This is a genomic window from Psychroflexus montanilacus (assembly GCF_020164535.1).
Lineage (GTDB): Bacteria > Bacteroidota > Bacteroidia > Flavobacteriales > Flavobacteriaceae > Psychroflexus > Psychroflexus montanilacus.
Map to the genome: position 1 here is coordinate 142,769 of NZ_JAIQZC010000001.1, position 20,767 is coordinate 163,535.

The 20,767-nt window shown below is 35.3% G+C and carries 22 protein-coding genes; 2 read left to right on the forward strand and 20 right to left on the reverse strand.

Annotated elements, in window-relative coordinates:
• Positions 1-154 precede the first annotated feature (154 nt).
• Together LB454_RS00690 and corA are read left to right on the forward strand one after the other, a co-directional pair.
• Positions 155-559: a glyoxalase gene (locus LB454_RS00690; RefSeq protein WP_224462386.1), complete on the forward strand. Its 405-nt coding sequence runs from the start codon at positions 155-157 to the stop codon at positions 557-559.
• The gene (gene corA / locus LB454_RS00695; protein ID WP_224462387.1) at positions 540-1,649 is read left to right on the forward strand and encodes a magnesium/cobalt transporter CorA; all 1,110 of its coding nucleotides are present in this window, start codon (positions 540-542) and stop codon (positions 1,647-1,649) included. Before LB454_RS00690 ends, corA begins: the two co-directional genes overlap by 20 nt.
• Here corA and LB454_RS00700 read toward each other — a convergent pair.
• From LB454_RS00700 to LB454_RS00795, 20 genes are all read right to left on the reverse strand, one after another.
• Positions 1,646-2,431 (reverse strand): tRNA pseudouridine synthase A, encoded by a 786-nt coding sequence (locus tag LB454_RS00700; protein WP_224462388.1) that lies wholly within the window; start codon positions 2,429-2,431, stop codon positions 1,646-1,648. The two genes, corA and LB454_RS00700, sit on opposite strands and share 4 nt — an antisense overlap.
• 17 nt (positions 2,432-2,448) lie before the next feature.
• Positions 2,449-3,051 (reverse strand): bifunctional phosphoribosyl-AMP cyclohydrolase/phosphoribosyl-ATP diphosphatase HisIE, encoded by a 603-nt coding sequence (hisIE, locus tag LB454_RS00705; protein WP_224462389.1) that lies wholly within the window; start codon positions 3,049-3,051, stop codon positions 2,449-2,451.
• 11 nt (positions 3,052-3,062) lie between these two features.
• Positions 3,063-3,818: an imidazole glycerol phosphate synthase subunit HisF gene (gene hisF, locus LB454_RS00710; protein ID WP_224462390.1), complete on the reverse strand. Its 756-nt coding sequence runs from the start codon at positions 3,816-3,818 to the stop codon at positions 3,063-3,065.
• Between the two features lie 11 nt (positions 3,819-3,829).
• Positions 3,830-4,555, reverse strand: a complete 726-nt coding sequence (gene hisA, locus LB454_RS00715) for a 1-(5-phosphoribosyl)-5-[(5-phosphoribosylamino)methylideneamino]imidazole-4-carboxamide isomerase (RefSeq protein ID WP_224462391.1) — start codon at positions 4,553-4,555, stop codon at positions 3,830-3,832.
• Between the two features lie 54 nt (positions 4,556-4,609).
• Entirely contained in the window at positions 4,610-5,197 is a 588-nt protein-coding gene (gene hisH / locus LB454_RS00720; RefSeq protein ID WP_224462392.1) for an imidazole glycerol phosphate synthase subunit HisH, read from the reverse strand.
• Positions 5,198-6,331 carry a bifunctional histidinol-phosphatase/imidazoleglycerol-phosphate dehydratase HisB gene (gene hisB, locus LB454_RS00725; protein ID WP_224462393.1) on the reverse strand — a complete coding sequence of 378 codons (1,134 nt, stop codon included), beginning with the start codon at positions 6,329-6,331 and terminating at the stop codon, positions 5,198-5,200. It abuts the gene before it with no gap.
• 27 nt (positions 6,332-6,358) lie between these two features.
• Positions 6,359-7,399, reverse strand: coding sequence for a histidinol-phosphate transaminase (gene hisC / locus LB454_RS00730; RefSeq protein WP_224462394.1), 1,041 nt, complete (start codon positions 7,397-7,399; stop codon positions 6,359-6,361).
• A 9-nt stretch (positions 7,400-7,408) separates the two neighbouring features.
• Positions 7,409-8,698 carry a histidinol dehydrogenase gene (gene hisD, locus LB454_RS00735; RefSeq protein WP_224462395.1) on the reverse strand — a complete coding sequence of 430 codons (1,290 nt, stop codon included), beginning with the start codon at positions 8,696-8,698 and terminating at the stop codon, positions 7,409-7,411.
• A complete protein-coding gene (gene hisG / locus LB454_RS00740) occupies positions 8,698-9,555 on the reverse strand; it encodes an ATP phosphoribosyltransferase (RefSeq protein WP_224462396.1) in 858 nt (285 codons plus the stop codon). The genes hisD and hisG overlap by 1 nt, the downstream gene beginning before the upstream one ends.
• A gap of 204 nt (positions 9,556-9,759) precedes the next feature.
• Positions 9,760-10,575, reverse strand: coding sequence for a prohibitin family protein (locus LB454_RS00745; protein WP_224462397.1), 816 nt, complete (start codon positions 10,573-10,575; stop codon positions 9,760-9,762).
• 10 nt (positions 10,576-10,585) lie between these two features.
• Positions 10,586-12,496 (reverse strand): hypothetical protein, encoded by a 1,911-nt coding sequence (locus LB454_RS00750; protein WP_224462398.1) that lies wholly within the window; start codon positions 12,494-12,496, stop codon positions 10,586-10,588.
• A 111-nt stretch (positions 12,497-12,607) separates the two neighbouring features.
• Positions 12,608-13,354, reverse strand: a complete 747-nt coding sequence (fabG, locus tag LB454_RS00755; protein WP_224462399.1) for a 3-oxoacyl-[acyl-carrier-protein] reductase — start codon at positions 13,352-13,354, stop codon at positions 12,608-12,610.
• A gap of 63 nt (positions 13,355-13,417) precedes the next feature.
• A complete protein-coding gene (gene sucD, locus LB454_RS00760; RefSeq protein ID WP_224462400.1) occupies positions 13,418-14,293 on the reverse strand; it encodes a succinate--CoA ligase subunit alpha in 876 nt (291 codons plus the stop codon).
• Positions 14,294-14,367: 74 nt separating this feature from the next.
• The gene (locus LB454_RS00765; protein ID WP_224462401.1) at positions 14,368-14,778 is read right to left on the reverse strand and encodes a hypothetical protein; all 411 of its coding nucleotides are present in this window, start codon (positions 14,776-14,778) and stop codon (positions 14,368-14,370) included.
• Positions 14,775-15,710 carry a UDP-3-O-(3-hydroxymyristoyl)glucosamine N-acyltransferase gene (locus LB454_RS00770; RefSeq protein ID WP_224462402.1) on the reverse strand — a complete coding sequence of 312 codons (936 nt, stop codon included), beginning with the start codon at positions 15,708-15,710 and terminating at the stop codon, positions 14,775-14,777. The genes LB454_RS00765 and LB454_RS00770 overlap by 4 nt, the downstream gene beginning before the upstream one ends.
• A gap of 14 nt (positions 15,711-15,724) precedes the next feature.
• A complete protein-coding gene (gene efp, locus LB454_RS00775; protein ID WP_224462403.1) occupies positions 15,725-16,291 on the reverse strand; it encodes an elongation factor P in 567 nt (188 codons plus the stop codon).
• A 6-nt stretch (positions 16,292-16,297) separates the two neighbouring features.
• Positions 16,298-17,080, reverse strand: coding sequence for an acyl-ACP--UDP-N-acetylglucosamine O-acyltransferase (lpxA, locus tag LB454_RS00780; protein ID WP_224462404.1), 783 nt, complete (start codon positions 17,078-17,080; stop codon positions 16,298-16,300).
• Between the two features lies 1 nt (position 17,081).
• On the reverse strand, positions 17,082-18,476 hold the full coding sequence (locus LB454_RS00785) for a bifunctional UDP-3-O-[3-hydroxymyristoyl] N-acetylglucosamine deacetylase/3-hydroxyacyl-ACP dehydratase (RefSeq protein WP_224462405.1): 1,395 nt from the start codon (positions 18,474-18,476) through the stop codon (positions 17,082-17,084).
• Positions 18,463-19,497: a UDP-3-O-(3-hydroxymyristoyl)glucosamine N-acyltransferase gene (lpxD, locus tag LB454_RS00790; RefSeq protein WP_224462406.1), complete on the reverse strand. Its 1,035-nt coding sequence runs from the start codon at positions 19,495-19,497 to the stop codon at positions 18,463-18,465. The genes LB454_RS00785 and lpxD overlap by 14 nt, the downstream gene beginning before the upstream one ends.
• A gap of 24 nt (positions 19,498-19,521) precedes the next feature.
• A complete protein-coding gene (locus LB454_RS00795; protein ID WP_224462407.1) occupies positions 19,522-20,751 on the reverse strand; it encodes an HD domain-containing protein in 1,230 nt (409 codons plus the stop codon).
• Positions 20,752-20,767: the final 16 nt, after the last annotated feature.

Here is a 20,767-nt window from a genome sequence, read left to right on the forward strand (position 1 = left end):
ACCAGGATGTCCAATAGAATTAGCTTTTTGGATAGGTAAAACAGGAGTGGCTTTTTTATATTTTACTATTTAAGCCCTTGCTTTCATTTAATTGATATTCACAAGTCCTATTCTACAAAGCAAAGATTTTATTACATTAGTAAAAATTAAAATTATGGATTCCAGAAACGAGCGGCTTCTATCAATCAGGCTAGAAGTTCCGAATGCAAGAGTTGATCAATCTACATTAGGCTTAGAATCTTTTCAAAATTCGACTTTAAGACCCATTTCAAAATTTCAAAATGAACTCATACTTTCCATTTTTGAAAATTATATTATCAGGTACAAAAATGTATTTCATAAGTTAGGCAACGAAGAAAAATTGAGGTATATAGAAAATACGGTAAAGAAGGATTCAAAATTTAAAAATTTAATAAGAGGAATATTTATGGGGCACTTCACCATTGAAGAATATAAATTCTACAGCGAAAATTCTTCTGAAGTAAATAAACGTATTATTAATTTGACTAAAGAACGTCTCCAAAGCCAACTAGAACATTTTGAGAAATACAGTGCATAAGAGTTTAAAACATTTAAGATCTTCAAGTCATCTCAGACTAAAAAGAAAACCAATACAAAACCAGATCCCTGGTAAAATAACTTATGTAGGGGAAGAAACTACCGAACAAACAGTCATCAATGTTATAAGCTATAACGAAGACAAAGTAATTTACCACAACAATTGTCCAGTTGAAAAGGTTCTTGAGCTTATCACACATGAAAGTGAGTTTAAGCACTGGATTAATTTTGTTGGAGTACATAATGTTGAAGAGCTGGGAAAACTAGGAAACTTATTGAATATCCACCCTCTTGTGCTCGAAGACATTGCAAATACTAAGCAAAGACCCAAATTAGATGAATTTGAAGATTATGTTTTCCTGGCATTGAAAATGGTATTTCATAACGAAAACGAGCTATTAATTAAGAACCACTTTGGTCTTGTTTTTAATCGGTCTTACATTATATCCTTTCAACAATCTCAGGATTCAATTTTCAACTCTATACGTGAACGAATTCATAATAAAGTAGGCAGAATACGCATGAGAGGTACGGATTATCTTTTCTACGCCCTCATAGATGCCGTAGTAGATAACTATTATAATGTCATTGAAACAATTGAAGAAAAGACTCAGGACCTTGAAGACAGAATTTTACTCGATGCCAATAATGCATCAACTTCTGAAATTCAATTACTAAAACGTGAAATACTTAGCATACGCAAGGCTATATTTCCTATCAAAGAACTTATCAATAAACTTCAATTGTCCAAACACGTCCTTTATGATGCATCAACCAAAGCTTATATTGCAGACCTCTATGATCATATTCTTCAGGTTACAGAAAATGTAGATATCTACAGAGAGATTGTATGGGGATTATTAGAAATCTACATGGGAAGTCTTAGTAATAAAATGAATGAAGTCATGAAAGTTCTTACAATCATGTCCACCATTTTTATACCTCTGACGTTTATCGCAGGAATTTACGGGATGAATTTTGAATACATGCCGGAACTTGGTTTTCAGTCAGCCTATTTTTTTGTGTTAGGACTTATGCTTATCTTAACTTTGGGGCTGATTTTTTACTTCAGAAAGAAAAAATGGTTTTAGTATTTCAATTTCACTGAGTTTAATATCAAACCGGAAGCTTGAGCAATATGTTCAAGCTTTATTTTATTTCTGCCGTCAATAATTTGTCCTAATTGCTTCAAGTCTATTTTGTGCCTGCCAAGGTCGATTAGCGCACCCATCATCAAACGTATTTGCTGACGCTTAAAACCCTCTCCAACGACTTTTAAAACATAACTTGTATCAGGAAAAAAGTTGGCAGTGTAAATTGAATTAATGGATAATTCACAAACTTCTATTTTCCCCTCAGTTTGAGTCTCTGGGTTTGGTCTGAATGCAAATGAATAGAAATCATGCTCACCTTCAAATAATTTCGCCCCTGTTTTCATCAGTTCGATATCTAAATCTTCCTGTAGATTCACCATAAACGGAGCGCAAAAAGGATGCATTTTTTCTTTTACACAAAAGAAATAAAGGTATTCTTTAACTTTAGGATGTTGGATGATGTTAAAATCAGCAGTAGTTTCTTCAATGGAGAGACAACGAATATCTTGTGGAAGATTTTTGTTGAAAAGATCCAGGAAAGTGTTCAACTCAAGCTTATCTTCATAAATAAACAATTCTGCATAAGTCTGGTTCACAGACACCATCGCGTCAGTTCTTCCCGCCGCAATAGCTTTAAATCGTTTACCTTCCAAAACATAATTAAGCGTTTTATTGAGCATATGCTCTACTGTGAGCACATCTGGCTGTTTTTGCCAGCCATGATATCGAAATCCTAAATATTGGAGTTTTATGAGGTAATAAAATCGTTTATACTGCATAAAATCCAGGTTATAGGTTATTTTTCGGTTCGGTCTTGCAAAACCTTTACTATGTCTTTTAACTGAAACCCTTTTTGCTGAAGTAAAATTAAATAATGAAAAAGCAAGTCTGCGCTTTCATTCAAAAACAAATCATCATTATCATCTTTAGCTTCTATGACTACTTCTACAGCCTCCTCACCTACTTTTTGAGCAATTTTATTGACTCCTTTTTCAAAAAGACTTGCCACGTAACTTTCTTTTGAATTTGCTTCCGTTTTACGTTGATGAATGGTTGATTCCAACTCAGATAAAAACCCAAAAGAAGGCTTGTTTTCTTCGCTCCAGCAAGTATCTGTTCCTGTATGACAGGTTGGGCCGTTGGGATGAACATAAATGAGTAAAGTATCATTATCACAATCTACTTTAATGTCTACTAGATCCAAAGTGTTGCCACTTTCCTCTCCCTTGGTCCATAGCCTTTGCTTACTTCGGCTATAGAAAGTTACAAGATGAGTTTCTGTAGTTTTTTTGTACGCTTCTTCATTCATGTAGCCTAACATCAAAACGTTTTTGGTAACAGCATCCTGAACGATGGCCGGCACTAAACCGTCTATGTTTTTATTGAAATCTATAGTCATAATATTTTATTTTAAATTCTGATTGAAATGCCTTTAGATTGCAATTCGCGTTTTAAATCTTGAATGTCGATTTCTTTAAAGTGAAATACACTTGCAGCCAGTGCTGCATCTGCTTTACCTAGTATAAATGTGTCTTCAAAATGCTTGACATTACCAGCACCACCCGAAGCGATGATAGGAATGTGAAGTTCATCTGACAGGCGAGCCAAGGCTTCATTGGCAAAGCCAGCTTTGGTACCATCGTTATCCATAGACGTAAATAAAATCTCACCAGCACCCAAATCCTGAACCTTTTTGGCCCATTCAAATAAATCAATTTCTGTTGGCTGCTTCCCTCCTACCAAATGTACTTTCCAATTGCCATCAATCTGCTTGGCATCAATGGCTACAACCACACATTGAGATCCAAATCGCTTCGCCACCTCTGAAATTAATTGAGGATTTTTAACCGCTGCAGAATTAATTGAAACTTTGTCAGCTCCAGATTTGAGTAGTAAAGCTACATCTTCCACCGAAGAAATTCCACCACCAACGGTGAAGGGAATATTGATGTGTTTGGCGATTTCTTCTACCAGCTGAGCCAAAGTTTTTCGGCGTTCCTCTGTAGCTGATATGTCCAAAAAAACCAATTCATCAGCATAATTTTCAGCATAAATTTTAGCTAATTCTACCGGGTCACCAGCATCTCGGAGTTCAACAAAATTAACGCCTTTCACGGTACGACCATTTTTGATATCCAGGCAGGGTATGATACGTTTTGTAAGCAAATTCTTTCTTTTTAATGTTCTAACACAAATCTCTCTAATTCCTTCAAACTTATTCTGTTTTCATAGATCGCTTTTCCAATAATAACACCTTCACAACCAATTTCAAAGACGTCTTCCACATCTTGAAGGCTTGAAATACCGCCGGAAGCAATTAGATTCAATTTAGGATTATTTTTTAAGATAGATGTATACAAATCAACAGAGGGTCCTTCCAGCATACCATCTTTTGAAATGTCTGTAGAGATCACATATTGGATTCCGTCTTTTACAAAATCCCTAATAAAGTTTTCAATTTGAAGGTCTGAAGACTCTTTCCAACCTCCTGTCGCTATCATTCCATTTTTTGCGTCTGCTCCTAGTATTATTTTATCTGCACCAAATTTAGTTACCCAGTCTAAAAATAAAGACTTATCTGTGACTGCAACACTTCCTCCAGTTATTTGTTTTGCCCCACATTCAAAAGCGATTTTTAAATCTTTATCTGATTTTAATCCACCTCCAAAATCGATTTTCAAATTGGTTTGCGTAGCTATGTTTTCAAGAATCTTATGGTTAACGATGTGTTTTGACTTAGCACCATCCAAGTCGACAAGATGCAAGTACTCAATACCACTATCTTCGAAAGCTTTAGCGACTTCAAGAGGGTTTTCATTATATACTTTTTTGGTTTCATAGTCACCTTTAGAAAGCCTTACGCATTGTCCTTCGATGATGTCTATAGCTGGAATTATTCTCATATGAACTGTTTACCGTTGTTTGTTTTTCGTTTATTGGGTACTAAGTTTTGTTTACTATATACTAATCTCAATAAAATTTTTCAAAATCTGCTCTCCTACTTTTCCGCTTTTCTCAGGATGAAACTGAACGCCATAAAAGTTATTTTTATGCAAGGCAACGCTATATTCTAAGCCATAATTTGAACTTGCAATACTATTTTTATGTTTAGGTACATAATAACTGTGGACCAAGTACATATAAGATTCTTCATCGATACCTTGAAATAAGTCAGTTTTGAGATTATGAATAGTATTCCAACCTACCTGAGGTACTTTAAGCTTTGTATGGAATTTTATGACATCAACATCAAAAATTCCCAAACCTTTCGTATTTCCCTCTTCACAGTAGTCGCACATCAACTGCATACCCAAGCAAATTCCTAATACAGGTTGTTTTAACTGAGGAATTAATGTGTTTAGGCCAGTATTTTCAAGCATTCGCATAGCACTACTTGCTTCTCCAACACCTGGAAATATCACTCGATCTGCTACTTTAATCACATCAGCATCACTGGTCAGTATAGATTTGTAACCTAGCCTTTGTAGTGCAAATTCTATACTTTTTACATTTCCTGCTCCGTAGTCTATAATTGCTATTGTCATCTAAAGCTGTCCTTTTGTACTTGGTAAAATCATTTTCTCAGCATCGCGCTTCACAGCCATTTTAATAGACTTGGCAAAGGCTTTAAAAATAGCTTCGATTTTATGATGTTCGTTATCACCTTCTGCTTTAATATTTAAGTTGCACTTAGCACCATCGGTAAAGGATTTGAAAAAATGCATAAACATTTCTGTAGGCATTTCGCCAATCTTTTCTCGATTAAACTCAGTGTCCCAAACCAACCAGTTTCGTCCGCCAAAATCAATAGCCACCTGAGCTAAACTGTCATCCATCGGCAAACAAAACCCGTAGCGTTCGATTCCGAGTTTGTTGCCTAAAGCTTTTGAAAATACTTCTCCCAAAACGATAGCCACATCTTCAATGGTATGATGCTCATCCACTTGAAGGTCGCCTTTTGCTGTCAATTTGATATCAATATGACCATGTCTGGCGATTTGATCTATCATGTGATCAAAAAAATGAATTCCAGTAGAAATATCGCTTTCCCCGGTTCCATCCAAATTGATGCTCACTTCAATATCAGTTTCTTTGGTGGTACGTTTTAAGCTGGCTGTTCTTGCTTCCAGCTTAAGGAAGCTATAAATTTCCTTCCATGAATTGGTTCTGAGCGCAACAAATGCTTCCAATTCAGTATCAGAATTTTCAGTTTCTCCTTCTCCCAAATTGGTATGATTATCAATAAAAATTCCCTTTGCCCCTAGGTTTTTAGCTAATTCTACATCGGTCATACGATCACCGATGACAAATGAATTTTTCAAATCATATCCCGATTTAAAGTACTTGGTTAGTAAACCTGTTTTTGGCTTTCGTGTGGGTGCATTTTCTTCTGGAAAGGTTTTATCTATGTAGACATCTTCAAAGTGAACGCCTTCATTTTTAAACGTATGAATGATGAAATTTTGAACCGGCCAGAAGGTATTTTCAGGATAAACATCTGTTCCTAAACCATCCTGGTTGGTGATCATCACCAATTCAAAATCCAATTCCGTAGCGATTTTACCCATGTACGTAAATACCTCAGGATAAAAATCCAGCTTTTCAAAACTATCAATTTGCTCGTCTGCTGGTTCTTTGATGAGCGTACCATCTCTATCTATAAATAAAACTTTTTTCATGTTTTTTTGCTTTTGATCAGATCAGCTTTATAAATTTAATTCATTAAGAGCCTTAAGTAAGGTTTGATTTTGCTCTGGAGTTCCTACTGTAAATCTCAAACAATTTTCGCAAAGATGCTGATTTGTTCGATTCCTTACTACTATTTTTTGCTCTAAAAGTTGATTATATCTGTAGTCAGCGTTATCCACTTTACAAAGTAAGAAGTTGGATTCTGATGGATAAACATGCTCAATCCAGCTTATGTTTTTGAATTCTTCTGAAAGGATTTCCCGTTCAGATTTTAATATTTCAACCTGAAATAAATAATTCTCAAAATTTTGAACCACTTCCAGGGCTTTCTTTTGACTCAACTGATTGATATTATATGGTGGTTTTATTTTGTTGAGCACGGCAATGATGCGTTCACTCGCAAAACACATCCCGACACGTATTCCTGCATGAGCAAGAGCTTTAGAAAAGGTCTGAGTGATGATTAGGTTAGGATAATCGTTCAATTCTGAAATAAATGAACTATTGGTCGCAAAATCGATGTAAGCTTCATCAATCACCACCAAACCAGAAAACTCATCAAGTATGGTCTTTATGTCATTGATCTGAAGCAAATTACCAGATGGATTATTGGGTGAACAGATAAAAATTAACTTGGTGTGTTTAGTGATAGCAGAAAGCACTGAGTCCACATCAATTTGAAATCCTTTTTTTAAGGGAACATTTACAGTTTGGATATCGTTAAGATTAGCCAGAACTTGATACATCCCATAGGTTGGAGGCATGGTTATAATTTCATCTTCCTTAGGTTCACAAAATGCTCTAAATATCAAATCCAGAACTTCATCACTTCCATTACCTAATAAAATATTCTGCTTAGGAATTTGTTTAATTTCAGAAATAGCAGCTTTAAGTTCGCGTTGATAAGGATCTGGATACCTGTTGTAATCTGTATTAAAAGGATTTTCATTAGCATCTAAAAACAAATAATCCTGAGCATCAGCATTAAACTCATCTCTTGCAGAAGAATAAGCCGACATATTTTTCACATTTGTTCTAATCAAATTGTCTAAGGTCATTTTCAAATATTATTTATTTTCTACCTCGTTTCGTCGTAAAGTCATTGCATTTTTATGAGCCTGAAGACCTTCAGCTTCTGCCATCAATTCTACCGCTTTACCTATATGTTGGATACCTTCCTGAGTAATTTTTTGGTAGGTAATCGCTTTGTTGAAACTATCCAAATTCACACCACTATACTGTTTTGCATAGCCATTGGTTGGTAAGGTATGATTGGTCCCAGATGCATAATCACCCGCACTTTCTGGAGTGTATTTACCTATAAAAACAGATCCTGCATTATTGATATTTTCAACAAAAAACTCATCATCTTTTGTAGAAACGATAAAATGTTCAGGGCCATAAAAGTCAATCAGTTCCAAAGCAGCTGTTTGGTCTTTTACCAAAACAAACTTAGAGTTATCAATAGCTTTAGACGCCATTTCCTTTCGTGGAAGTTCCTTTAACTGGTTTTCAATGGCGATTTTCACTTTGTCTATGGTTGCCTCATCTGTAGAAACCAAAACCACTTGCGAATCGAATCCATGTTCTGCTTGACTTAACAAATCTGAAGCGACAAACTCAGGATTGGCAGTTTCATCGGCCATTACTAGAAGTTCTGAAGGCCCGGCTGGCATATCTATAGCCACATCAAAGGTAGTTGCCACTTGTTTAGCAACAGTCACGTATTGATTCCCGGGGCCAAAAATTTTATAAACTTTTGGAATGGTTTCTGTTCCAAACGTCATAGCACCAATCGCTTGAATGCCACCAACTTTAAATATTTTGTCAATTCCACAAAGCTGGGCAGTGTACAAAGTCACAGGATTTATGTTACCATCTTTATCTGGTGGCGTGCACAAAACAATCTCACTACAGCCTGCGATTTTAGCAGGAACGGCCAGCATGAGAATGGTAGAAAATAAAGGCGCAGTACCACCTGGAATATACAATCCTACCTTTTGTATAGGCTTCTTAGCTTGCCAGCAAGTCACTCCAGGTTGAGTTTCAACTTTTACTGGCTCTGTTTTTTGAGCTTGATGAAATTTATGAATATTGGATTTGGCAAGTTGTATTGCCGATTTCAATTCATCTGAAACTTGAGCTTGTGCCTTTTGAATTTCCGCAGTACTCACTTTAAAGCTTTTCAAATCTACGCCATCAAACATGCTGGTGTATCTCAAAACTGCGTCATCGCCACTCTGCTGGATGTTCTTAAAAATATCATCTACAGTGGTTTCGATATCTTTAAATGTTCGCGTAGGCCTTTTCAGCAATTCAGCCCAGTCTTCTTTCTTTGGATTTTGAATCGTTTTCATTAGAGTATCATTTTTTCTATTGGACTTACAAGAATACTTTCAGCTCCAGCGGATTTCAACTCATCTATAATATCCCAGAATTTTTCTTGTTGGATGACAGTGTGTACTGAACTCCAGTTGGTTTCAGCTAGAGGCATAACCGTAGGACTTTTCATTCCAGGTAGGATTTTAATAATCTCATCCAGCCTATCGTTTGGAGCATTTAGAAGAACATATTTTGAATTTTCAGCCCTTAAAACTGCATCTATTCTGAACAAGAGTTTATTCAGAAGGTTTTGCTTTTCTTCATTAAGAGAAGGTGAACTTGTGAGAACGGCTTCACTTTTCAAAATAATATCAGATTCTTTCAAATTATTTTTAAAAAGCGTACTTCCACTTGAAACAATATCACAAATAGCATCAGCTAAGCCAATGTTAGGAGCAATTTCAACTGAACCATTTATAAGGTGAATATTAGCTTTTACATTATTTTTGTTTAAATACTTTTGAAGCGTATTGGGATAAGAAGTAGCAATCTGCTTGCCTTCCAGATCTTTTACACCTTTAAGATCAGATTGTTTTGGAACTGCAAGAGAAACTTTACACTTAGAAAAACCCAGCCTTTTTTGGATAATGAGATCTTCGCCTTTTTCGTGCAGTAAATTTTCACCAACAATAGCTAAATCTGCAATACCATCTCTCAAATACTGAGGGATATCCCCATTTCTTAAGTAAAATATTTCAAGTGGAAAATTGGATGCATCCACCTTCAGTTGATCTCTTCCATTGTTGATGGAGATTCCGCAGTCTTTTAAAATCTTTAAAGATTCATCATGTAATCTTCCAGATTTTTGAATAGCTATTTTTAATTTTTCCATATATTCTTCAAATTTTAAAATTAAAAAACCCGTTAAAGCTTAATGCTCAAACGGGTTTTGTATATGTCTAAAACTCTACATACTACATTCCAACCGCATTGAGCGAGCTAGATAAATGATGATGTAGGTTTTGTAATTTCATTGCTTTGCAAATTTAAACTAAATATCGACTCAATAAAATCCATTTAAACTTTTAAGAGAAAATTAGTTATTGCCTAAAATAATCGGCATTCCATCTTTTCCAGATCCAATTACGATTACTTTAGAGTTTTCAGACTCAGAAAGTTTAATCGTAGCTTGTATACCTTTTTCCTGAAGAATCTTATCAGTAAGAGAAGCACTTAAGATTTCGTTAGCTCTGGCTTTACCTTCTGCTTCAATTTCTTGTCTTTGTTTTTCTTTTGTAGCCTTTTCCAAACGAAATTCATATTCTAAAGACTCTTGCTCTTGCTTCAATTTTCTTTCGATAGCTTGTTTAATTGTAGGTGGTAAGGAGACATCTCTTACCAAAATTCTATTCACCTGAACATATTGATTTTTCAACAGTTGCTGAGTTTCATCATACATCTCATTTTGAATAGATTCACGCTTTTGTGCATACAGTTCTTCTGGTTTGTAACGTCCAACCACAGTTCTGGTTGCAGATCTCACCGCAGGCTGTATCAAACGAGAAATATACTTTTCTCCCCTTTCCTTATGCAATAAACCTAACTGGTCATAAGTTGGTTCAAACCAGATAGTTGCATCTAATTTGATGTCCAATCCATTAGAAGACAGAACCTGCATAGATTCGTCTATGGTCTGCTGTCTTACTTCATAAACAAATACAGTATTCCAAGGTGCAACAATATGAAATCCTTCTTTCAGAGGAGCCTCATCCGTAACCACACCACCTCCAAAACGCTTAAACAACACTCCAGCCTCACCAGAGTTGATGTTTACAGTTGAGTTGGAGATAAAAATAATTGCAATAACAACCACAATAATTATAGGTACAATTGCTTTAGGTAATCTTTCCATAGTAGTAAATTTAAATTAGGCCTTTATATTTCCTAAAAAACCATTCTAAACTCAAAGTTAAGGCTAATAAAAGGATAAGCCATTCAAAATTGATTAAACTCTGTGTTTTTTGGATGGATTTTTGAATTGATTTAGGTTTATCTTTTTTAAGGCTAGAAATCAGTTGAGATTTGTTTGAAAATAAATAAATATTTTCCTTTCCTACCAATTTACTTAAGCCTTCAAAATCAGCATTTTCAAATGTGTTCTCACTTGAATAATCTAAAATTTCAAACTTACCTGTTTTTGAGAGGTCAATATCGTCGCTTTGAATTGTAAAAGAATACTCCCCTGGCTCTAACTTCGAAAGGTCATAAGTATAGACATCTTCACCTTTAATTAATCTTGATATCTGAACTTGTTCTGAATTCAAATTTTTGATATTCATATCGAAATCATAACGCGTATCACTTTCAAAATTAGCATTGTAATATTTAACCTTGATGAATTCATTTTCTCCAGAATTAATGACTGGTTTAACATCTACAGCAAGTGTATTTTTCGACTTAGACTGGGCCAAAAATTGAATTATCTTTTGAAAGCTTTGATCAAACTTGGTAAATGATGCATTTTCAATGTAGTATTTTGCTCTCCATCGCCAAATATTTTCTCCGAAGAGTACTGATTGTTTTACTTCATCTTCAGTTTTAAAGACCCATAAAGGAGATTCAACATCAATTCCATTTAATTGTTTTTGCAACAGGACTGAATATTCTTTACTTAGTTGAATATCTCCGAATTTATCCTTTATTGGCGGATAATTTTTAAAATTTAGATTATTGACGAGGAATAAACTAAAATCTGAATTTAATGTTGCTGAATATTCTTCTGTAGATGAAATTAATTCCTTTTGAAACCCAAGATCTAAACGATTAAGCAATCCATAACTGGTGTGGGACCCTCCAATAATAAAGTGATTGATAGATTTATCTTTTACTTCAGTAATCAGGTTTTGAAACGAATCCTGGGGCTGATAAAAAACGATCAAATCGTATTCTGAAATATCAATAGACTCATCTGTAGTTTTATGTTCAAACTCAAGTTCTTTGCTAGAATCTAAAATCCTATTAAAAAAACCAATATCTGGATGAAGAATATCTGAAATTAAAAGGATTTTTGACCTTGAATCAATCACATCTGTAGAGACAATTTTTTCATTATTCAGTTGATTTTTCTCATCCGCAAGTGGTTCTAATATCAATTTCAAAACCTTCATTCCTACTGGTTCTGCTGTTACTAAAAATTCAGTTTTAGAAGAGCTATTAGCAGGAATAGTTAGTGTTTTGGTTGCAATAACTTTGTCATCTTGGATAAGATTAAGCTTTTGCTTGACATCTTCTGAGCTATTTTGACTTACAAAAACTTCAACAGGGAATTTATTTTTAAAATACGAATAGCTATTGACGTTAACAAGATCTATCTTAGAATCTCTATAGGTAGTGGTATCACCAAGAACTAAAACCTTACTGGAAAAGTCTGCGTTGAAGTTTTTAAACTTATAATCTTCTCCAAGCGTTTGATTACCATCAGTAAGCATTACAAAGGTAGATTCCGGTTCATCTAAAGCATTCGCGTAATCTATGACTTTGGAAATATTTGTGGAAGTTTCAGAAAACGAAAGTGAATCTACTGTTGATTCTAGGTTTCCTCCAAAATTTAGAAAGTTTAAATCATAGCTCTCATTTAAGTCTGAATCGCTTTTTAGATAAGATATAAATTCGTTTAGTTCTGAAGAATTCGAAAGTTTATTGATAGATTCTGAATTATCCACTGCAAAAATAAGCTTTGGTTTTTCCAGGCTGTATGTAGTAGCATCAATTTGAGGATTGACTAGCAAACATCCTAATAAAAAAAAAGACAAAAATCTAAAGAATGCTAGCACCCTTTGAGTTTTGTCTTTGAGTAGTTTATGATATAAAATCAGTGTCAAACCCGATGCACAAGCAAAATTTAATAAAAGCAAGAGCAAAAGGTGACCTGTCATCATTGGTTATTAGGTTAACATACCTCCATCCACACTTAAGGTCTGCCCAGTAATGTAAGAGCTCATGTCACTAGCAAGAAAAACACATGCGTTTGCAATGTCTTCTGGTTGTCCACCACGTTTTAGGGGGATTGCCTGCCTCCATCCTTCAACCGTTTTCTCATCAAGCTTTTCAGTCATTTCAGTTTCAATAAAACCTGGTGCAACTACGTTGGAACGAATATTTCGAGACCCTAACTCAAGCGCGACAGATTTAGAAAAACCGATAATTCCAGCTTTGGAAGCAGAATAATTCGCCTGACCAGCATTTCCTTTTATGCCTACTACAGAACTTATGTTGATTATGCTGCCGTGTCTCTGTTTCAGCATAGGTCTCAGGACAGCTTTTGTTAAGTTGAAAACCGAGTTCAGGTTTACTTTTATCACTTTGTCAAAATCATCTTCACTCATACGCATCAACAAGTTATCCTTGGTGATTCCGGCATTATTAATCAAAACATCAATACTTCCAAAATCCTTTATAATATCGTCTGCCAGTTTTTGAGCTTGATCAAAATCAGAAGCATCAGATTGGTATGCTTTTGCGTTAACACCAAACGTTTTTAAGTGATCCTCAAGCTCCTGAGCTGAACTTGAAGAAGAATTGTAGGTAAAAGCAACATTAGCACCGTGCTTTGCAAAAACTTCTGCAATACCTTTACCTATACCCCGACTTCCACCCGTAATAATGACATTTTTTGAATCAAGTAATTTCATAAACTTCAATTTAGAATATAAAAAAGCCCTTGTTTAAGAACAAAGGCTTAAGACTAGTGAATGTTATTTGGATAAAACTTCAGCAACTTTTTTACCAATTTCTGCAGGAGAATCTACAACGTAAATTCCTGAATCTTTCAGAATTGCTTTTTTAGCTTGAGCCGTATCTTCGCTTCCGCCTACAATAGCACCAGCGTGACCCATTGTTCTTCCAGCAGGAGCTGTTTCACCTGCAATAAATCCAATCACAGGCTTTTTGCTACCGCTTTCTTTATACCATTTTGCAGCTTCAGCCTCCAGCTGTCCACCTATCTCTCCAATCATCACTACACATTCAGTATCAGGATCTCCTACTAACATTTCAACAGCGTCTTTAGTCGTAGTTCCAATGATTGGATCACCGCCAATACCAATAGCTGTTGTAATACCGTAGCCTTCTTTTACAACTTGGTCTGCTGCTTCATACGTCAATGTTCCAGATTTTGAAACAATACCTACTTTACCTTTTTTGAAAACGAAACCTGGCATGATACCAACTTTTGCCTCTTCAGGAGTAATAACACCTGGACAGTTTGGACCAATAAGTCTGCAATCTTTTCCTTTGATGTAATCTGAAGCTTTAATCATATCAGAAACAGGAATACCTTCAGTAATAGCAATAATTACTTTAATACCGGCATCTGCTGCTTCCATAATTGCATCTGCCGCAAATGCTGGCGGAACAAAAATGATAGTAGTATCTGCTCCAGCTTTTTCAACAGCTTCAGAAACCGTGTTGAAAACTGGCTTTCCTAGATGTGTAGTTCCTCCTTTACCAGGTGTAACTCCACCCACAATGTTGGTTCCGTAATCTATCATTTGCTCAGCATGAAAAGAGCCTTCACTCCCCGTAAATCCCTGAACAATTATTTTTGAATCTTTATTGACTAAAACGCTCATAAGTTTGTTTAATTTTTGTTGAACAAAAGTAATTTTTTAAGCCGAGCCTTAAAAATTATTAAGTATTTAATTGTTTAATTATGGTCATTTATATAAGATAAAATACCTTCTAGACCATCATCGCATGGTTGTGACATAATGTAACCTCTATATAACTTGTTATCTCTAATCTCCCAGATGCTAAAAAAATCTGCCAGACCTATTAAATCTGTAGATTCCATAGTCTCAACATTGTAAGTAAATCTGGCGCAGACTTTATGATCTTCTTCTATAAGATGAGAAAATTCTGGAGACATATTTTCAAAAGATTTTCCCATTTCAAAAGACATGGACTTGAATTTGTCATAATCGAATAGAAAAAAACCTTTACTGCTGTTCCAGTCAATTTTGATGTCTGGATGAATAAACTTTTCAAAGTCTGCCGTATTCTTATAATATTTTGAGGTAAAAAAGTCTTTAACTAAGTCCTTATTTGAAGTACTCATAAATTTTTCAATTTTTGAATGATATCTGGAATTCTGTTTATGTAGGCTAATTCTCTGTATTTTTTCTTTATATCGTCTGCAGGAGTACCAAAATAGGTTGTATTTGGTTTTAAATCTTTACTAATGCCAGATTGAGCAAATATGATTGCTTTTGAACCAATCTTTAAGCCACTGGCTATCCCGACTTGTCCCCAAATAGTCACTTCATCTTCTACAATAACGCAACCTGCTATACCTGTTTGTGAAGCGATTAAGCACTTTTTGCCGATAATTGTATCGTGCCCTATTTGAACCTGATTATCCAACTTTGTCCCTTCGCCAATGATGGTAATACCAGAAACTCCTTTATCTATGGTGCAAAGTGCTCCAATTTCAACGTTATTTTCAATCTTAACACTACCTCCAGAAAAAAGTTTATCGTGATGTGTAGGTCTGTTTTTGTAATAAAAAGCGTCCGCCCCTAGAATTGTTCCTGCATGAATCTGCACGTTGTCGCCAATTTCAACACCATCATAGATGGAGACATTGCTGTGGATAATACAATTATTACCAATTTTCACATCATTCCCCAAAAACACATTAGGCTGTAGGATTGTATTTTCTCCAATTTTTGCTGAATTTGATACAGCTTGACTTGAGGCCTTGAAGGGTGAGAAATGAGCTGTAAGCTTATTAAAGTCTGTAAAAGGATCTTCTGAAATTAAAAGTGCTTTTCCTTCCGGGCAGTCCACTTTTTTATTGATTAATACAACGCTGGCCTTAGATTCTAAAGCTTTATCATAGTATTTAGGATGGTCTACAAAAACAATATCACCCTCTTCAACAACATGAATCTCGTTGATGCCCAGAATTTTAAAATCTGGTTCACCAACAAAATCAGCCTTAATAAGCTCAGCAATTTGTTTAAGACTTTGTGAGTGAGGAAACTTCATTTGATAAGGTCTTCTTATTCTTTAATACGTTCTTTGTAAGTCCCTTTTTCAGTTTCAACTTTTACTTTATCGCCTTCGTTTATAAATAAAGGAACATTCACCTCTGCGCCTGTTTCCAAAGTCGCAGGTTTAGTAGCGTTGGTCGCTGTATTTCCTTTAAGTCCAGGTTCTGTTTGTGTCACTTCTAGAACCACATGAGGAGGCATATCGACAGAAAGTGGCTGATTATCTTCTGTGTTGATTAAGATAGTGACCACCTCACCTTCTTTAAGCAAATTTGGCATATCTAAGGCTGCTTCCAGTAGTCTAATTTGAGTAAAATCTTCTACGTGCATGAAGTGATAAAATTCCCCTTCTTGATACAAAAACTGATACTTGTGAGTTTCAACTCTTACTTCTTCTATTTTGTGACCTGCAGAAAAGGTGTTATCAATAACTTTTCCAGTGGTTACACTTTTCAATTTGGTTCTCACAAATGCAGGACCTTTTCCTGGTTTCACATGGAGAAATTCCGTTACTTTAAATATATCGTGATTGTATCTGATGCACAATCCATTTCTAATGTCGCTTGTTGTAGCCATAATTTTTTAGTTTGAAAAATATCCTTTCATAATTCCCCTTTGGGAATCTTTTATAAATTGAAGTATTTCATCACGCTCAGGAGTTGCCTCCATCTCTGCTTCTATAATTGAAACTGCCTGAGTATTGTTATAATTTTTCTGATAAAGAATCCTATAAATGTTTTGAATTTCTCTTATTTTGTCTGTATCAAATCCTCTTCTGCGTAATCCTACAGAATTAATTCCAACATAAGATAAGGGTTCTCTTCCAGCTTTTACAAATGGTGGAACATCTTTTCTCACTAGTGAACCTCCTGTAATGAAAGCATGGCGTCCTATACTGCAAAATTGTTGCACAGCCGCCATTCCTGCAAGAACAGCATGATCGCCCACAACAATGTGTCCAGCTAGTGTACTGTTGTTTGAAAATACGCAATTATCTCCTACAATACAGTCATGTGCAATATGGCAATACGCCATGATCCAGCAGTTTTTACCAACTTTGGTTTTCATTTTATCGCTGGTACCTCTATTTATGGTAACACATTCTCTAATGGTCGTATTGTCTCCAATTTCGGTAATGGTATCTTCGTCTTCAAATTTTTTATCTTGCGGTACGGCAGATATGACAGCACCAGGAAAAATACTCACGTTTTTTCCAATGCGGGCACCTTCCATTATAGTTACGTTAGAACCAATCCAAGTGCCTTCGCCGATTTCAACATTGTTATGAATAGTAGTGAAAGGTTCTATCACTACATTTTTGGCAATTTTTGCTCCAGGATGAACGTATGCTAAGGGTTGATTCATGTTATTTTGATTTTACAATTTGAGCCATGAGTTCAGCCTCACAAGCTAATTTATCATTTGCATAAGCATATCCCTGCATATGACAAATTCCACGTCGGATTGGAGAAATAAGCTCCAGTTTGAAAATAAGCGTATCCCCAGGCACAACTTGTTGTTTGAACTTTACATTATCAATTTTGATAAAGTAAGTCAAGTAATTTTCAGGATCTTCTACCGTACTTAACGCTAAAATACCTCCGGTTTGAGCCATGGCTTCAATTTGAAGTACCCCAGGCATTACAGGCTTACCAGGAAAATGACCTACAAAAAAAGGTTCATTCATGGTTACGTTTTTGGTCCCAATTACAGACTTATCTGTCAATTCAAAGATCTTGTCTACCAGTAAAAACGGAGGCCTGTGCGGGAGTCTGTTCATGATCTCCGTAACATCATAAAGCGGAGCTCTGTTAAGATCAAACTTAGGTACTTTATTTCGTTTTTCAGTTTTAATAATTTTAGCAAGCTTTTTAGCAAACTGAGTGTTGATAGAATGACCTGGTTTGTTGGCGATGACTTTACCTCTAATGTGTGTTCCTACCAATGCTAAATCCCCGATAACATCCAGCAATTTATGCCTAGCTGCTTCATTGGGATAATGAAGTGTGAGATTGTCTAAAATACCGTTAGGTTTTACAGAGATTTCATTTTTACCAAATGCTTCTTGTAACCTCACCATTGTATCTGGCGAAAGTTCCTTATCTACATAAACTATGGCATTATTAAGGTCTCCACCCTTAATAAGTCCATTTGCTAGCATTGCTTCTAGTTCATGCAAAAAGCTAAAGGTTCTTGAGTCTGCAATTTCTTTTTTGAAATCGCTCATTTTATTTAAATAAGCATTTTGTGTGCCCAGAACTTTAGTTCCAAAATCTACCATGGTAGTCACCTGATATTCATTAGCAGGCATCACTATGATTTCTGAACCGGTTTCTTCATCTTTGAAGGAAATGACATCTTTCACAATAAACTCATCCCTTGGTGCATCTTGTTCTTCAATACCAGCTTTTTCTAAAGCTTCTACAAAAAACTTTGACGAACCATCCATAATAGGTGGCTCTGATGCATTAAGTTCTAAAATAACGTTATCTATTCCTAAACCTACGCAAGCAGCAAGAACATGCTCTGAAGTTTGGATTACTACGCCATTCTTTTCCAGACTTGTTCCTCTGTCCGTATTAGTAACAAAATTTGCATCTGCAGGAATAATTGGCTCGCCTTCAAGATCAATTCTTTTAAAAGCAAATCCATTATTGACTGGAGCAGGCTTGAATGTTAACGTAACATTTTGACCAGTATGAAGCCCCACTCCATGGAGAGACACTTCTTTTTTTATAGTGGTTTGGTTAATGGTTTTCATTCTTGGGAAGTTGTTTTTCAATATTGTCTATGCGGCTTATTATTTTTGGGAAATTTCTGAAGTGAACATAAGATTTATTAAAATCACTATATCCAAACGCTGGAGAACCTTGGATCGCTTCATCATCTTTTATATTCCTTCCTACTCCAGTCTGAGCCTGTATTTTTACTCGATCACCAATTTTGATGTGACCTGCAACACCTACCTGACCTCCAATAAGGCAATTTTTACCAATTTTCGTAGATCCAGCTATTCCAGTTTGTGCTGCTATGGCAGTATGTTCACCTATCTCCACATTGTGTGCAATTTGGATTTGATTATCCAATTTTACACCTTTTCTAATTATTGTTGAACCAAGAGTTGCCCTATCTATCGTAGTTGCCGCACCAATATCTACATAGTCTTCTATGATGACATTCCCTATTTGTGGAATTTTGGAATATTCCCCATTGTCTGATGGAGAAAAACCAAATCCGTCGGCACCTATTATTACTCCACTATGCAAAGTACAATGATTTCCAATCTGCGTTTCAGAATATATCTTACTTCCAGCAAAAATGGTCACATGATCTCCAATTGTCACATTATCACCAATATACACATTGGGGTATATTTTTACTTTATTACCAATCACTACATTTTCTCCAATGTAAACAAAAGCCCCAATGTAAGGCTCTTCTCCAAGTTTGGCTGAATCTGAAATTGAACTTGGTGTTTCAATACCTTTTTTATCCAGTTTAATTTGATTGTAAACTTCTAATAATTTTGAAAAGGCTTCGTAAGAATCTTCTACTTTTATAAGTGTAGTAGATATCGGCTGATTTTTCTCAAAACTTTTGTTTACTATACAAATGCTAGCTTCAGTTTCGTAAATGTATGCTGTATATTTAGGGTTGGATAAGAATGTAAGTGAACCTTCTTTCCCCTCCTCTATCTTAGAAAGCTTATCAACTTCGGCATCGGGATTTCCCTCGATGTCACCGTCTAATATATCTGCTATTTGTTGAGCTGTAAATTTCATTCTGGCAAAAATAGAAAAAAACGGTTAATTATTGGATTTTGGGTAACATATGTAGTATTTGATTACTGTTTTTGAAAGCGCTTTCAAATTGAGTTGATCTGAAGCTGAAGAAACATCTTTGATTTTTCCATTTTTATACCAAATATTAATATGTTCTTTGTCAGGCTGATAAGCAAGATTTGAGGTAGAACCTTCAAAAACAAAATACGCTGCTTCAGCTATAGTAATGTTGAAATTCTTCTGAGCTTTTTTTAAATACTCCTCCAGTTTTTCTGCATCAACAGGTTCATTTTTCAACTTTATTTTAAGTAAATCCCTATTCAAAATCATTTGGCTTAACTTACTAAGCACAAAATCATCATGATGTTGCCAAACTTTCAAGGCTGAAATGATATCGTAATCATCAAGTTTGGAAAATAACTCTAAAGTGAGGTCATCAAAATTTTCAGAATCAATTCTGTGTCTTAAAAAGTAGTTTAAGGTTGAGTTTTCAATAGTTTCCTCAGTCGTCTCAAAAACAAATTTTGCCCTACGAAGTAATCTTATAAGTATTTGTTCTGCACACAAACTGGTTTTGTGCAAATACACTTGCCAATACATAAGCCTTCGCGCAACAAGAAACTTCTCGATAGAATATATCCCTTTTTCTTCCACAACAAGTTCGTCATCAACTACATTCAGCATATTGATAAGTCGCTCACTATTGATATTTCCTTCGGCAACACCGGTGTAAAAGCTATCCCGCTTTAAGTAGTCCAGTCGATCTACATCCAACTGGCTCGAAATAAGCTGACACAAAAACTTTTTATCGTGGTTTCCTCTGAATATATCAATGGCTAAAGTAAGTTGACCGTTGAATTCTGAATTTAATTTATTCATAAACTCAAGTGACAGGTACTCATGTGAAAGATCACTTACGATAGAATGTTCTAAAGCATGAGAAAATGGACCATGTCCTATATCGTGAAGTAAAATCGCAATAAGTACAGCTTCTTCCTCTTCTTCTGAAATTTCAATTCCTTTGGATTTCAAAATATCAATAGATTTCTTCATCAGGTGAAGGCAACCTAAAGCATGATGAAATCGTGTATGGTTGGCTCCTGGATATACCAAATGCGATAGTCCCATTTGAGTAATACGCCTCAATCTTTGGAAGTAAGGATGCTCAATAAGATCAAAAATTAAAGGGCTCGGAATGGTAATAAATCCATAAATCGGATCGTTTATTATTTTAAGTTTGTTCCTTTGGTTCAATTCAAAAAAATTTTAA

Excerpts from the sequence above, each read along its gene's own strand:
- lpxD (WP_224462406.1), bottom strand. The coding sequence starts at position 19,497 with ATGAAATTTACAGCTCAACAAATAGCAGATATATTAGACGGTGACATC.
- hisD (WP_224462395.1), bottom strand. The coding sequence starts at position 8,698 with ATGAAAACGATTCAAAATCCAAAGAAAGAAGACTGGGCTGAATTGCTG.
- LB454_RS00770 (WP_224462402.1), bottom strand. The coding sequence starts at position 15,710 with ATGAAGTTTCCTCACTCACAAAGTCTTAAACAAATTGCTGAGCTTATT.
- LB454_RS00690 (WP_224462386.1), top strand. The coding sequence starts at position 155 with ATGGATTCCAGAAACGAGCGGCTTCTATCAATCAGGCTAGAAGTTCCG.
- hisH (WP_224462392.1), bottom strand. The coding sequence starts at position 5,197 with ATGACAATAGCAATTATAGACTACGGAGCAGGAAATGTAAAAAGTATA.
- efp (WP_224462403.1), bottom strand. The coding sequence starts at position 16,291 with ATGGCTACAACAAGCGACATTAGAAATGGATTGTGCATCAGATACAAT.
- LB454_RS00700 (WP_224462388.1), bottom strand. The coding sequence starts at position 2,431 with ATGCAGTATAAACGATTTTATTACCTCATAAAACTCCAATATTTAGGA.
- LB454_RS00785 (WP_224462405.1), bottom strand. The coding sequence starts at position 18,476 with ATGAAAACCATTAACCAAACCACTATAAAAAAAGAAGTGTCTCTCCAT.
- hisC (WP_224462394.1), bottom strand. The coding sequence starts at position 7,399 with ATGACCTTAGACAATTTGATTAGAACAAATGTGAAAAATATGTCGGCT.
- LB454_RS00765 (WP_224462401.1), bottom strand. The coding sequence starts at position 14,778 with ATGAGTACTTCAAATAAGGACTTAGTTAAAGACTTTTTTACCTCAAAA.
- hisG (WP_224462396.1), bottom strand. The coding sequence starts at position 9,555 with ATGGAAAAATTAAAAATAGCTATTCAAAAATCTGGAAGATTACATGAT.
- hisIE (WP_224462389.1), bottom strand. The coding sequence starts at position 3,051 with ATGACTATAGATTTCAATAAAAACATAGACGGTTTAGTGCCGGCCATC.
- sucD (WP_224462400.1), bottom strand. The coding sequence starts at position 14,293 with ATGAGCGTTTTAGTCAATAAAGATTCAAAAATAATTGTTCAGGGATTT.
- lpxA (WP_224462404.1), bottom strand. The coding sequence starts at position 17,080 with ATGAATCAACCCTTAGCATACGTTCATCCTGGAGCAAAAATTGCCAAA.
- fabG (WP_224462399.1), bottom strand. The coding sequence starts at position 13,354 with ATGAAATTACTTGATTCAAAAAATGTCATTATTACGGGTGGAAGTCGG.
- hisA (WP_224462391.1), bottom strand. The coding sequence starts at position 4,555 with ATGAGAATAATTCCAGCTATAGACATCATCGAAGGACAATGCGTAAGG.
- hisB (WP_224462393.1), bottom strand. The coding sequence starts at position 6,331 with ATGAAAAAAGTTTTATTTATAGATAGAGATGGTACGCTCATCAAAGAA.
- LB454_RS00745 (WP_224462397.1), bottom strand. The coding sequence starts at position 10,575 with ATGGAAAGATTACCTAAAGCAATTGTACCTATAATTATTGTGGTTGTT.